Below are 12,434 nucleotides of genomic sequence, written 5' to 3' on the forward strand. Positions count from 1 at the left end.
GATTGGGCCCGCCGGCCCCGTCGAACCTGTCCCGATGCCTTCCAAAGCCGGTGATGGCTGGTAGTGGGCGGCTCTGCGTACAATCCCCACACATACCGTCAAGGACATTCGCGATGCCCTACGTACCTACGCGCGACATCATTACCTATTACGAAGAGACGGGACGCGGTGAGCCACTGGTCCTCATCCGCGGTCTTGGCAGCGACCTCCAGGCATGGGCGACGCAGGTACCCGACCTGGCGAAGCATTTCCGCGTCATCACCTACGACAACCGTGGCGCCGGCCGGACCGGCGCTCCGGACAAGCCGTATTCCCTCTCCGGGATGGCCGATGACCTTGCCGCGCTCCTCGAAGCGCTGAAGGTCGAGAAGGCGCACATCCTCGGCTACAGCATGGGCGGGATGATCGCGCAGGAATTCGCACTCAAGTACGCGAATCGGGTCGACAAGCTGATCCTCCTGGGGACGAGCGCCGGCCTGGACGGCTATTCGAGAGTCGTCCTCCAGAACATGGTCAACGTTCGCCGATCGAACATGAGCCGCGAACAACTGGTCCGCAACACGGCACCGTTCATCTACAGCGCTGCCCTGCTGGATGACGGCGAACGCTATGAGCGTGCCATCCAGGCGACAGTCGACAACCCTTACACGCAGCAGGACCACGCGTTCATCCGCCAGGTCCAGGCAATCCTCGCCTGGGATGCCACCTCCCGCTCGAACGGGATCAAGTCATCGACGCTCGTCGTCACCAACAGCGACGACATCCTTGTGCCGCCGCGCAACGGCGAGAAGCTGAGCAAGCTCATCCCCGGGGCGAAGCTGGTCTCGCTCGAGGGCGGCCACGCCGGCGTGACAGAAGCGCCGCACGAGCACAACACCGCGTTCCTCGAGTTCCTGGGGGCGGCCGTCCCGGCCTAAACGCGGCTGGGCTGGCCATGCCGTACACTCGAAGGGTGAACCCCCGCGCGATTTTCTTCGACATGGACGACACCCTGCTCGACACCTCGGGCGGTGTCGCCGAGGCCTGGACGACGACCTGCCAGGCGTTTTCGGTGGACCTCGGCTGCGATGCTGAGGAGCTGAACAAGGCGATCCGCGCCCAGATGCTCGCTTTCTGGAAGGACGAGGCGGCGGTGGAGCACTGGCGGACGAAGCTGCACGAGGCGCGCGCCCACAACGTCGAGTCGGCGCTGGCGGCGCAGGGGCTCGATACGTCGCGAGCGAAACTACTGGCCGACCGCTACTGGGAGGAGCAATCCAGCCGATTCCGGCTTTTCGAAGATTCAGTGGAGACGCTCGATCGACTCCGCGCGGAGGGGTTCCGTACGGGGCTCATCACCAACGGTCCCCAGGAGATGCAGCGCTGGAAGATCCAGCGATTCGACCTGGCCAGGCACTTCGACGTGATCGTCATTGAAGGCGAGTTCGGGCGCGGCAAACCGCACCCGGACGTCTTCCTCCACGCAATGGAATCAGTTCGGGCGAGGCCCGAAGAAGCCTGGCACATCGGTGACAACCTGTACGCCGATATCGGCGGTGCGCAGGGCGCAGGGGTGCATGCGGCGTGGATCCACCGCGACCGGCTCGAGTTGAAGGATGACGCGCCCCACGTCCCGGACCGGGTGTTCGCGCATCTGCCGGAACTGCTGACCGCACTGGACCTGTAACGGTACCGGGAAGCTCAGGGAACGAGCACAACCTTGCAGTCGTGCGGGTCGGCGAGTGCTTCGAAGGCAGCGGGAAGCTCGTCGAGGGAGACCGTACGCGTAACCATCGGCGAGGTATCGACTGACCGGTCCCCGAGCGCCGCAAGTGCCTCCGCGTATTCGACGGGTGTGTAACCCAGAACGAACTTCAACGTGAGCTGTTTGTTGATGCCGACCATCGGATAGATCCGGTCTTCCTTCATGCAGACGCCGACAACAATGACGCGGCCGCCGCGTTCGACGAGTTGCATAGCCTGGTGCAGCGTGCCTTCGACGCCGACACATTCGAAGACCGCGGGCACCGCCGCTCCGGTGGCCGCCAGGTGCACTGCCGCAAGGTCGTCCTTGGCGGGGTCAACAACGAGGTCGGCGCCGAGCTTCGCGGCGAGATCACGCCGGGTCGGGGCGTAATCGCTGACGGTGACATGGGCGACGCCTTCCTTCTTCAGCCAGATCAGCGTCATCAGGCCGATCGGCCCCGCGCCCATGACGATGGCGGCCTCCCCCGGCTTCATTTCGGCCTGGCGCACCGCGTGGAGGCCAACGGCGCACGGCTCAGTGGTCGCGGCGGTAGTGTCGGCGAGCCCGTCTGGCACCCGCAGCAACATCGGTCCGCTCATGAGGACGTACTGTCCGTAGGCGCCCGGGTAGACGGTGCTATAGCCAATGGCCGTCATGCCGTTCGGCGATGAAGGATCGATGAGGACGGGGACGGAGGTGACGCGTGTGCCCGGCGTCCAGCTCTCGGCGCCCGGGCCGGCTTCGACGACTTCGGCGACGAACTCGTGGCCCATGACCATCGCCGCGGTCTCGGCGCGGCTGTCCCAGGCGACGCTCCCGCTCAGGCGCGAAGCCGTGATCATGTCATCCATGTACTTGGCCGCGTGGAGGTCGCTCCCACAGATACCGCAGGCAAGGACTTTCGCGAGGACCTGCATCGGTCCAGGCTGGGGGACTTCGACATCTTCGATCGCCAGGGCTTTGCCACGAAGGACCATAGCTCGCATGTTCGTTCGCCTCACGCGAAGGATTTGGGGGACTCTACCATAGCCCCGGCTAACTGATGGCCGTTGCCGTGACGAACGGAGAGGCCCGAAACTAGGCGCGTGGAGAACCGCCAGCACCTGCTCCTCGCGACGAACAACCCGGGCAAGGTGCGCGAGTTTCGCCGCTTGCTCGCCCGCAGCGGCTTCGAAGTGGTCACGCCGGCGGACCTTGGGATCACGATCGAACCGGAGGAGACCGGCACGACCTACGGGGAGAACGCGGCCCTGAAAGCGCAGGCCTTCGCGGATGCGGGCCGGTGCCTCGCCCTCGCAGATGACTCGGGGATCGAAGTTGACGCCCTCAGCGGCAGGCCGGGGATGTACTCGGCACGCTTCGGCGGGCCCGGGCTGGACGATGCCGCGCGGACCGCCCAGCTCATCAGTGAACTCCACGGAGTCCCCGATCCGAAACGGACGGCGCGCTACCGCGCGGTGGTCGCGCTGGCCTGGCCGGCGGGGCGCGAACCGATGCTCTTCGAGGGCGTGCAGGAGGGGACGATTGGCCACGAGCCACGAGGCGGGCGAGGTTTCGGTTACGACCCGGTCTTCCTGGTCGACGGGGTGCGTGCCCAGGCCGAAATCTCGGACGACGAGAAAGACCTCATCAGCCACCGTGGCAAGGCGGTGAGGGCAGCGGCCGAGTGGCTGGCGAGTCATTGTCCATGAGAGCGGTCGGTATGTCCGGGCTCCTCAGTCTCGTAACACTCTTCGGTGGGTGCGGGGCGGCGGCTTCGAGCTTCCCGGAGGAGACGGCGTGCCCGGCGCCCTCTCCGGTGGCGACTTCGCGGGCGAACCCGGGGACCATCTCGGCGCAGGCTTACCTGCGCCGGCTGCAGGAAGCCGTGGTCACGCTCGAAAAACTGCGCGCCGAACTCCGGGTGGAGTACCCCGAAGACACTTTCTATCGCCGGGAGGAGTTCCGCCCCGATTTCGCGGAGTATGCGAGCCAGACAGTCTGCGCAGCGCAAGCGGTGTTCGAACTGGCGCCGCCCGACGCGCGCTTCTCAGCCCACGATGCGAAGGTCGATGCTGCGTTGACCGACCTCATCGCTCACACACGCGCGGGGCGCGAGGCCGTGCGCAGCCGCAACGTGAGCGACTACCGTGATTGGTACAGCGGCGTCGATGCGCGAATCGCGGCCGTACGGCTCGCCGCCTCGGAGGGCAGCCCGTGACCGCTGTCAGTTCACCTGGCGGGCGCGCCCGTGCCAGTAGGGGTCGCGCAGTTCGCGCTTGAGCATGAGTCCCCGGCGAGGCCGGGTGCATTATCCGGTTTTACGGTTTCTTGCTTGACATTCGGCTCATGCCGTGACCAGCATGGCCGCGTCCCCCCGTGGCAGAGGGAGAGGAGGTGGAGCGATGGCGGCACAGGCGTTGGAATCGGCGCGCTGGTTCGCGGAGTTGGCGGCGATACATCTGCCTGGCATGCGGCCTGAGTACAAACGAACCCTGCTTCTACTGGCCCGCTGCAAGACGCGAGACGCGATCGCCGCACGAGAAGGCGTAGAGCCTGCGACCGTGAAGCGGTGGGTGGAAACTGCTACCGCGGAAATCGCCAGCCACCTCTCCGCTGAGCGGGCGAACCCCGGCGAGCTTCGTGGCGCGTGGGTCAACACGAGCGCGAGTAGGTAAGCATGCTTTCCGGACGCGAGGTCAAACACCAACGACTCCTCCTCAATGCTGCGTGGCTCATCTCGGCCTGGATCTTGGCTGTCGGTTGCAATTCTTCCGGACCCGGAGCACTTGAGGTTCCCAATTCGACGTCAGCGTCATCCGACGGTTCGCCACAACTGGTCCTCAATGCGGTAACCAAGGAGTTGTTCAAGAACTCTTCGGCGTTTCAGCAGTCGATCGCGGCCGACGGCGTGATCGATTTGCCGGAGTACGACGGTGCCGCCCTCGCCATGGTGTCGTGCATGAAAGAGCGCGGGTTTTCGACTGCGCAAGAACCCCTGCCTGACGCCCTTCACAGGTACCGCCTCGTATTCGCGTACGGTGCAGGTCAGCTCGAAGCTGGCCGCTCCGCCAATCAGGAGTGCTTCAAAGAGTACTTCAGCGAGATAACCCTGGCTTGGGCCGACTTCGTGGCGCCGGATGGAGCCAAGGTCATCGCGGAAGCGCAGCAAGCGGTGCTTGCCTGTTACCGAGAACGTCTGGTCCATCGAGCGGCGCCAACCGATGGAGTAGAATTTCAGAACGCCAAGAATGCATTGATGGAGGGTGACCGGGATGCCGGCGATTGTTTCGCGCGCGCGAGAACCCAATTCAACTTACCGTTCTGGGGAGGTTGAATGACGGGCGGTCAGCGGGCTCTGATGAATTCAGGGCAAAGTCCGGCGGCGCACCCGATGGCGGCGTTGAAGGGTCGCAATCGATGGCGACCCTTCGTGTGAGGACGCGGCTGTTGTCGGGAGTAGCCCTCCTGCCGCTGCTGCTTGCGGCGGTGCTAACACTTCGCCAAGACGAGCTCGGAGATGACGGCCACTCCACCTCCCCCCTCCTCTCCTCTCCCACCTCCCGAACCGTCACGGACGAACGCCAGCTTCGCATCGTCGCCACCGCTATCCCGGGGCCAGAGGTGGCGGCGGGGGCGGCGCGCGGGACCGTTACCTCCGTCAAGGCCAGGCCGGGAGACGCGCTAGCCGGTGGGGCGGTGCTCTTCCAGGTCGATGGCATCGACCGCGTTGGCTTCGCCTCGTCCATCCCGTTCTACCGGCCGATTGCTTCCGGGACGGAAGGCCCGGATGTCGCGGAGTTGCACCGGTTGCTGGTGTTGAAGGGGGCGCTGGACGCAATGCCTGCCAACGCGCAGGTTGCGACGTTCGCGACCGCGCAGGCCGTCGGTGATTTTGCCGAGCACATCGGTGCGGCCCGCACAACGACGTTCGACCCCGGCTGGGTAGTGTTCCTCCCAGCGCAGGAGCTGGTAGCGGAAGCGGTGAACCTGAAAGTCGGGCAGCAGACGCCGGCCCAGGGGGCAGTCATCATCACCACGCCGGGCAAGGTCACCAGCGCGCGGCTCGTCTCCGGCAACCAGGAGCCGCTCAACTTCGCGCCCGGCGTCGAGTACGTCGCCATCGTCGATGGGCAGGAGTTCGTCATAGACACAGGCACACAGTCCATCGCCGCCGCGAGCCTGCCGCACCTTCGCAGCCCGAAGGAGACGGAGCGCGACGGCATCCCGGCGCTGACGAAGAGGAAGACGCCCTTGCAGGCACTGGCTGTGCCCTCTTCCGCGGTGATGACGAACGAGAAGGGCACGCTCTGCCTTTGGCTGCCCGCGGGGAAGACGTACCGGGCGGTGACGGTGACGGTAGCGGGCGCGCGGGGCGGGGTGACGAACATCGCGAGCGGGTTAGAGGCTTCACAGCAGGTGCTTTCGAACCCGGCGCAAGTGTTGGACGAGCCACAATGCCCGTAGAAAGGGGAAAGAGGAAAGAGGAAAGAGGAAAGCGGTGAGCGTGGAAGGTGAGCAATGCCCCTGACGTTACACAGGGTATCGCACCGCTACGGGGCGGCGATGCCGTGGGTGGTGCGAGGAGTCGACCTGGAGGTTGGCGACGGCGAATCGGTCGCGTTGATGGGGCCGTCGGGGTCCGGGAAGACGACGTTGCTATCGATCCTGGGGCTGTTGACGCATCCCACGGAAGGCGAAGTACTGCTCGATGGCGAGGCGGTCAGTAAGAGCCGAACGGCCTCGGAGCTTCGGACCACGCAGTTCAGTTGGGTTTTCCAGACGGCGAACGCACTCCTGCGGCGGACGGCGCTGGACAACGCCTCGCTGCAACTCCTGGCGCGAGGGGCGTTGCCGGAGGCGGCGCGACGCACGGCGATCATGGAACTGGACCGCGTGGGTGTTGGGCACCTCGCTTCGCGGCCCGCCCGGCTGCTTTCCGGCGGCGAACTGCAACGGGTATGCATCGCGCGGGCGCTGGCCGCGGCGCCGCGCTGGATCCTGGCTGACGAACCTACGGGGCAACTCGACCGCGCAACCACCATCGAAGTGGGCAAGGCCCTCATCGAACAGCGGCCCATCGGCACGGCGGTCATCATCGCGACGCACGACCCGGAGGTAGCCTCGCGCTGCAGCCGCATCATCCGGCTGATCGACAGTGCGATCGTCATCGAGAACTCACCGTGAGCTGGCGGGTTGCGTCCCTCATCGAGGAAGGGCTCGCGAACCTCCGCGCCAACGCGTTCCGGTCTCTGTTGCTGCTGGGGATTTGTGCGGCGGGGTTCGGCGGACTGGCGTTCCTGGAGCTGCGGCAGGGGATGGACCTCACGGACTTCGCCCGCGATTTCCGCGAGGGGGGAGCGTATGTGGCGATCGCGACCGTGCCGGGCGGTGGGCTTTCGGGGCCGCGGTGTGAGTCGCTCAACGGGCAGCCGGGAGTGGTGGCGGCCGGTGCCTGGCGAGGGACGGGGCAGAGCACGTTCCCCACGGCGCCCGGCGTGTTGTTCCAGGCAGCCGAGGTAACGCTGGGGATCCTCCGCGTTTGGGATACGCGACAGGCGTTGGGGACTGGGCCTGGGCTCGTCATCGGACCGGCAATGGCGACCGAACTTGGGCTGAGGCCGGGGCTGATCGCGGCATTCGCGGATGCGGAACCGGTCCGCGTGTCCGGTGTTGGCGATTTCGCGCAGCGAAACCCACAGGCGGCACGCTGGGCTTTGAGCCCGGTCGCTCCGGCGGAGACATTCGATGAGTGCTGGGTGGAGTTCGAGCCGGGCGCCTACGAGGCAGGCCGGGATTCGCTGGCGGCGCACTTCGCAGAAGGCTCAGCCGACCCCGCCGTGCGTCCGTATCGCCGCTCGGACGAGTTCACGCGCGACCCCGCAGCGGAGTGGGAGGCGCGGCCACAGAGGCGTGGCTGGGTGGCGGTTTCGGCGGTGGCGTTCGGGTTCGCGCTCGTAGCGGCGTGGTTCCGCCGGTCGGAGGCGGGCCTTTACCTCTCGATGGGGACGCGCAGAAGTCAAATGGCGATCATGGGGGCGGCCGAAGGTTGGCCGCTCGTCGCCGCCGGATGGTCGCTCGGCTTCAGCTATGCGATTGCCGCGCAAGCGGTCTGGGGAAGCGAGCCGACGCGGGAAGTGGCGCTGCACGCAGCGGCGACGAGCGGATCTGCGGCGCTCTTGCTACTTGCTGTGTTCCCCTGGGCATCGGCCGCTGTGGCGCGCGGAAGCATCGCCACCTTGCTCAAGGACCGGTAGCACCTCAGTTCACCTGGCGGGCGCGCCCGTGCCAGTAGGGGTCGCGCAGTTCGCGCTTGAGGATCTTGCCGGAGGGATTGCGGGGCAGTGCCTCCACGAAGTCGACGGACCTGGGCGCCTTGTAGGCGGCAATACGCTCGCGGGCGAAGGCGATGATCCCGGCCGCGTCGGCCTCCGCGCCAGGCTTGAGCACGACGATGGCCTTCACGGCCTCTCCCCACTTGTCATCGGGGACACCGATGACCGCGACATCAGCGATGGCGGGGTGCCCGAAGAGCGCGGACTCTACCTCCGCTGGATACACGTTTTCGCCGCCGGAGACGATCATGTCCTTCACCCTGTCGTGGATGTACAGGTAGCCGTCGGAATCGAGGTAGCCGGCATCTCCGGTGTAGAACCAATCCCCCTTCATGGCCTTCGCGGTCTCATCCGGGAGGTTCCAGTAGCCCTTCATGTTCTGTTTCGTCTTCACGATGATTTCGCCGACTTCGCCGGGGGGAAGATCACGGCCGTTGCCATCGACGACCCGGACCGTGATGCCGCCCATCGGGCGGCCGCAGGACCGCATCCGGGCGTTACCGTCCGGGTCATGGTCCTCGGGAGGCAGGTAGGTGACGGCGCCGGTCGTTTCGGTGAGGCCGTAGACCTGGGCGAAATCGCACTTGAAGGTGGCGATCGCCGCACGGAGGAGGTCGAGTGGGATCGGTGATGCGCCATAGGCGATGAGGTTCAGGCTGGAGAAGTCGGTCTCCTGGGCACCCGGGGTCTGGACCAGGAACAAGAGCACGGCCGGCACGAAGATCGCCCGGGTGATCCGGTGTTCTGGGATCACCTTGAGGATCTCGGTCGGGATGATGTCGCGAACGACGACAGACCGGGCACCTGCATACAGTCCGAGCACACCCCAGCCGCTGCCGGCGATGTGGAAGAGCGGCATGCAGACGAGGTTTACATCGTCGATGGTCCACCGGGCGCCCCACTCGTTGGTCGCCGCCGGGAGCAAGGTAAGGAAGTTTTCGTGGGTGAGTTGGGCGCCTTTCGGGTGTCCCGTCGTGCCGCTCGTGTACATCTGGACGGCGACGTCTGAAAGGTCGACCGGGATCTGCGGGTCTGTTTCCGGCTGAGCGTCGCGCCAGGCCTCGTACTCCTCCCAGCCGGTGTGGGGCGCATCGAGCGCGATCACTTTGCGGACGTCCTTGAGGTCGGGGAGGAGGTCCTCGAGGACTGGGAAGAACTCCTTGCCGACGAACAGGACCTCGGCCCTGGCGTCGTTGAGTACGAAGGCGATTTCGGGGGGCGCCAGCCGCCAGTTCACGGCGACCATGACGTCGTTCGCTTTGGCCGCACCGAACAGCACTTCGAAGAACCTGTCGGAGTTCCTGTCCAGGTAGCCGATACGCGCCTGTGGTCCGATCCCGGCAGCGATGAGGCCGTTTGCGACTCTGCTGGCACGCCGGTCGAGTTCGGCGAAGGTCGTTTCGCGGCCCTCGCAGACGAGGGCGATCCTTTCACCGATCGTCATGGCGTGGCCGCGAGTCACATCTGCGAGGCTATCGATACGGACTTCGTTGGGCACGGGGCTACCCTCGGTTTGGTGACGCCGAGTTTGCTCCGGCGGACGACGAGAGACAAGAAACGTGAAGCTGGGCGCTGAAGGCGACGGTGGGACACGGGTTTCCCCTGATTCCCGCGCCGGACACGCGAAGTCACGGGTTCAGAGCGGTCCCGAATACGCCGAAAGAGTTAGCGATGGGCAAGGACGCTTCCGAACTGCTGAACCGTGTCGACGATCTCCCGCCACTTCCGGCTGTGGCCGCCAAAGTGATGAGCATGGCCGAAGACGACAAGACAAGCGCGATGGACCTCGCCGGGGTCCTCGCGACGGACCAGGCGCTGACCGCGAAGCTGATTCGCATCAGCAACTCGGCGTATTACGGCTTCGCCCGGCGGATCAGTACGGTCCGCGAAGCCGTGGTCATGCTGGGTTTCAAACAGGTGCGCCAGGTCTCGGTGGGTGCGAGCATGATGAACGCATTCAAGCGGAACGGGGTCGATGACGGATTCGACCTTGACCTCTTTTGGGGCCACAGCGTGGCCGTGGCGGTCGCCTCCGAGGCGCTCGCCCGGAAGACGCTCGGCGCGAAGCCGGAAGACGCATTCACGGCCGGGATTCTCCATGACATCGGACGGCTTGTGCTGCGGCAGGTGATGCCGCAGGAGTTCGCCAGGGCGGTGGCCATCGCTCGCAGCGGCGACCTCCCTCTCCATGACGCCGAATTCGAGACGACGGGCTATCAGCACGACGAGATCGGCCAGGCGCTGGGCGAGCGCTGGAAGTTCCCGGGGCACCTGGTGGACGCGGTCCGTTGCCACCATGATGGTTCGCTCACAGCCGCTGCGGACGGACTCGCCGGCGTGGTCTCCCAATCCAACCAGCTGATGCTCCACTACGGCCTGTTCTGCGGCTACGACATGGATATCGGCGAAGTCCCCGTGCTCTCGACGGAACTGGAACAGGTCGAAACCGCCTGCGGCGGTATCGACCGCGTGCTGGCGAAGGCGTTCAGTTTCATCGAGAGCGCGAGCGGCACGCCCGACAAGTGGTACGCGAAAGCAAGCTGAGGCAGCCGTGCGCGCCTGCCTGAACCGCGGCATTCCCGGGGTTTGACCACGATGGCCGGCCGCGGCGAGTATCTGCCAGATGACGCGCGAGCCCGTGGCACACCGGCGAAGCTCATGGCTACCGTGGTTCTGCGTGGCTGTGGCCGCCCTGGCGGCAAGCCTGGGCTTCCTTGCCTTCGTCCTCTTCGACACCATTTCCGACGGCCAAACGGGAGACCGGGTTGCTCCGCTCGCGGGCGCGACAACGGCTTCCGAAGTGCGGGAAGGTCTGACCTTTGCCGGACCCTTGCCGCACGGCGGCGCCGCGCTGGGACTGAAGGCGGTCGAGGCCGGAAAGGTCCCGGACATCGAGTTCGCCTCGGGGAACGGCGAAGGGTCGGTGGTGGTGAGGTACTACGTGCCCGTGGCGGCCCTCGGTGCGGGTATCGACACGCTGACCTCGGACCAGCTCGAGCGCATCTGGCGCGGCGAGATCACCGACTGGGGAGAGGCCGGTGGGATACCCGGCAGGATCCGCCAGGTGGTCGCTTCTGCAAGTGACACACCGGGGCGTTACGGCCTCGGCGAAGGCTCGCTTCTCGCACCGGTAGTGGACGGGTATGCGGCACTGAGAACGGCGATGTCGACGGGCTCAGGGGTGTTCGCGATCGTTCCCCTGGAAGAACTGGCGCCGCAGATGGTTGCACTGGGAGTGGACGGCAATGACATCGCGCGTGGCACCGGCGACCCTGAGGAATGGCCCCTGGTGGAACGCATCCAGGTTGTTGGCCGCACGGACCGGGGCCGTGCGGAGGTCAGCGACATCAAGACGGCGATTGCGGCGAAGCTCCCCGAGGTCACCCGGATTGTCGCCACCGGCGATGTGCTCCAGTCGCGCTGTTCGCTCGCAGCGATCAAAGCGACCGGCGACTGGGCCGCAGCATTGCGCGGTCCGGTGGGCGAATACCTCGCGGGAGCAGACCTGGCGCTGAGCTCGCTCGATGGTTCGATCCAGGGGCTGGGAGAGCCGTACCTGTGCATCGTCATGGAGTACCCGAACCTGACGTCGCCGCCGGAGGTCATCGAGGCGCTAACCCTCGCCGGAATCGACGAGATGACCGTCGCCACCAACCATGCGTTCGACTGCGGGCGCGGCTCGTGCGGGAGCCAGGCACTGCTGGAGTCCATCGCCAGGCTCAGCGCCGCCGGCATCAGGACCGCAGGCGGCGGGCGGAACCTCGAAGAGGCCCTCGCGCCGGTCATCCTCGAAGTGAACGGCCTGAAGTTCGGCATCCTGGGGTTCGACGACATCGCGGCGGAGGACTTGCAGGCGACGGCCACATCGCCGGGGACCGCGCCGCTGGATGACAGTTACGCCAACGAGAAAGCCGACCTCCCGGCCGAGCCCGCGTTCTACAAGCCCGCTTCGCTGCTCGGAGTTTCCCGGCTCCAGGAACGCATCCGGGCGCTGCAGACGGAGGTCGACGTGGTCGTCGTGCAGATCCAGAGCGGCACGGAGGACACCCACGCACCCAGCCCCCGAAGCATCAAGGCGCTCCGGGCCGCCGCCGATGCGGGCGCCGACCTCGTCGTCGGCAACCAGGCCCACTGGGTGCAGGCTCTCGAAGTGCGGGACGACGCGTTCATTGCCTACGCACTCGGCAACTTCATCTTTGACCAGACGCACACGCCGGAACACACCGAGGGATACCTGCTCGAAGCGACCTTTCACGGGAAACGACTGGCAACCGTGCGCCTGGTGCCCTACCGGATCGAGAACAAGTACAAGCCGGTCTTCGTTGCGGGCGAGACACGCCTGAAGGTGATTTCCGATGTGATCGAGGCCTCGTTGGACCTGCCGCAGCCGTGAC

13 protein-coding genes are annotated in these 12,434 nt (G+C 66.1%); 11 read left to right on the forward strand and 2 right to left on the reverse strand.

Translation table 11 applies throughout. From position 1 onward, the window contains the following. Positions 1-113 precede the first annotated feature (113 nt). Together IPG14_RS11915 and IPG14_RS11920 are read left to right on the forward strand one after the other, a co-directional pair. Entirely contained in the window at positions 114-917 is an 804-nt protein-coding gene (locus tag IPG14_RS11915) for an alpha/beta hydrolase (RefSeq protein ID WP_343391980.1), read from the forward strand. A 35-nt stretch (positions 918-952) separates the two neighbouring features. Continuing rightward, positions 953-1,666 (forward strand): HAD family hydrolase, encoded by a 714-nt coding sequence (locus IPG14_RS11920; RefSeq protein WP_343391981.1) that lies wholly within the window; start codon positions 953-955, stop codon positions 1,664-1,666. Between the two features lie 14 nt (positions 1,667-1,680). Here IPG14_RS11920 and IPG14_RS11925 read toward each other — a convergent pair whose 3' ends face one another. Then, a complete protein-coding gene (locus IPG14_RS11925) occupies positions 1,681-2,712 on the reverse strand; it encodes a zinc-binding dehydrogenase (protein WP_343391982.1) in 1,032 nt (343 codons plus the stop codon). Positions 2,713-2,811: 99 nt separating this feature from the next. On the opposite strand from IPG14_RS11925, the gene rdgB reads away from it, so the two are divergent. The 7 genes from rdgB (at position 2,812) to IPG14_RS11960 (ending at position 7,962) form a co-directional block, all read left to right on the forward strand. Then, positions 2,812-3,417 carry an RdgB/HAM1 family non-canonical purine NTP pyrophosphatase gene (rdgB, locus tag IPG14_RS11930; protein WP_343391983.1) on the forward strand — a complete coding sequence of 202 codons (606 nt, stop codon included), beginning with the start codon at positions 2,812-2,814 and terminating at the stop codon, positions 3,415-3,417. Positions 3,418-3,428: 11 nt separating this feature from the next. Beyond that, complete coding sequence (locus IPG14_RS11935; protein ID WP_343391984.1) at positions 3,429-3,926, forward strand: hypothetical protein; 498 nt, start codon at positions 3,429-3,431, stop codon at positions 3,924-3,926. A gap of 184 nt (positions 3,927-4,110) precedes the next feature. Next, the gene (locus tag IPG14_RS11940) at positions 4,111-4,383 is read left to right on the forward strand and encodes a hypothetical protein (RefSeq protein ID WP_343386653.1); all 273 of its coding nucleotides are present in this window, start codon (positions 4,111-4,113) and stop codon (positions 4,381-4,383) included. Positions 4,384-4,385: 2 nt separating this feature from the next. Further along, on the forward strand, positions 4,386-5,042 hold the full coding sequence (locus tag IPG14_RS11945) for a hypothetical protein (RefSeq protein WP_343387661.1): 657 nt from the start codon (positions 4,386-4,388) through the stop codon (positions 5,040-5,042). A gap of 83 nt (positions 5,043-5,125) precedes the next feature. Next, entirely contained in the window at positions 5,126-6,172 is a 1,047-nt protein-coding gene (locus tag IPG14_RS11950) for a hypothetical protein (protein WP_343386655.1), read from the forward strand. Between the two features lie 54 nt (positions 6,173-6,226). Beyond that, positions 6,227-6,892, forward strand: coding sequence for an ATP-binding cassette domain-containing protein (locus IPG14_RS11955; RefSeq protein ID WP_343386656.1), 666 nt, complete (start codon positions 6,227-6,229; stop codon positions 6,890-6,892). Beyond that, on the forward strand, positions 6,889-7,962 hold the full coding sequence (locus IPG14_RS11960) for a hypothetical protein (RefSeq protein WP_343386657.1): 1,074 nt from the start codon (positions 6,889-6,891) through the stop codon (positions 7,960-7,962). Before IPG14_RS11955 ends, IPG14_RS11960 begins: the two co-directional genes overlap by 4 nt. Before the next feature lie 4 nt (positions 7,963-7,966). On the opposite strand, the gene IPG14_RS11965 is transcribed toward IPG14_RS11960, so the two are convergent. Continuing rightward, positions 7,967-9,538, reverse strand: coding sequence for a fatty acid--CoA ligase (locus IPG14_RS11965; RefSeq protein WP_343391985.1), 1,572 nt, complete (start codon positions 9,536-9,538; stop codon positions 7,967-7,969). Between the two features lie 173 nt (positions 9,539-9,711). Here IPG14_RS11965 and IPG14_RS11970 point away from each other — a divergent pair, with 173 nt between their 5' ends. Beyond that, a complete protein-coding gene (locus IPG14_RS11970) occupies positions 9,712-10,584 on the forward strand; it encodes an HDOD domain-containing protein (protein ID WP_343386659.1) in 873 nt (290 codons plus the stop codon). Positions 10,585-10,717: 133 nt separating this feature from the next. After that, on the forward strand, positions 10,718-12,433 hold the full coding sequence (locus IPG14_RS11975) for a CapA family protein (RefSeq protein ID WP_343391986.1): 1,716 nt from the start codon (positions 10,718-10,720) through the stop codon (positions 12,431-12,433). Position 12,434: the final 1 nt, after the last annotated feature.

The sequence above is a fragment of the Candidatus Amarobacter glycogenicus genome (genome assembly GCF_016704105.1).
Classification (GTDB): Bacteria; Chloroflexota; Dehalococcoidia; order Tepidiformales; family Tepidiformaceae; genus Amarobacter; species Amarobacter glycogenicus.

Excerpts from the sequence above, each read along its gene's own strand:
- IPG14_RS11915 (WP_343391980.1), top strand. The coding sequence starts at position 114 with ATGCCCTACGTACCTACGCGCGACATCATTACCTATTACGAAGAGACG.
- IPG14_RS11925 (WP_343391982.1), bottom strand. The coding sequence starts at position 2,712 with ATGCGAGCTATGGTCCTTCGTGGCAAAGCCCTGGCGATCGAAGATGTC.
- IPG14_RS11935 (WP_343391984.1), top strand. The coding sequence starts at position 3,429 with ATGTCCGGGCTCCTCAGTCTCGTAACACTCTTCGGTGGGTGCGGGGCG.
- IPG14_RS11940 (WP_343386653.1), top strand. The coding sequence starts at position 4,111 with ATGGCGGCACAGGCGTTGGAATCGGCGCGCTGGTTCGCGGAGTTGGCG.
- IPG14_RS11945 (WP_343387661.1), top strand. The coding sequence starts at position 4,386 with ATGCTTTCCGGACGCGAGGTCAAACACCAACGACTCCTCCTCAATGCT.
- IPG14_RS11950 (WP_343386655.1), top strand. The coding sequence starts at position 5,126 with ATGGCGACCCTTCGTGTGAGGACGCGGCTGTTGTCGGGAGTAGCCCTC.
- IPG14_RS11955 (WP_343386656.1), top strand. The coding sequence starts at position 6,227 with ATGCCCCTGACGTTACACAGGGTATCGCACCGCTACGGGGCGGCGATG.
- IPG14_RS11970 (WP_343386659.1), top strand. The coding sequence starts at position 9,712 with ATGGGCAAGGACGCTTCCGAACTGCTGAACCGTGTCGACGATCTCCCG.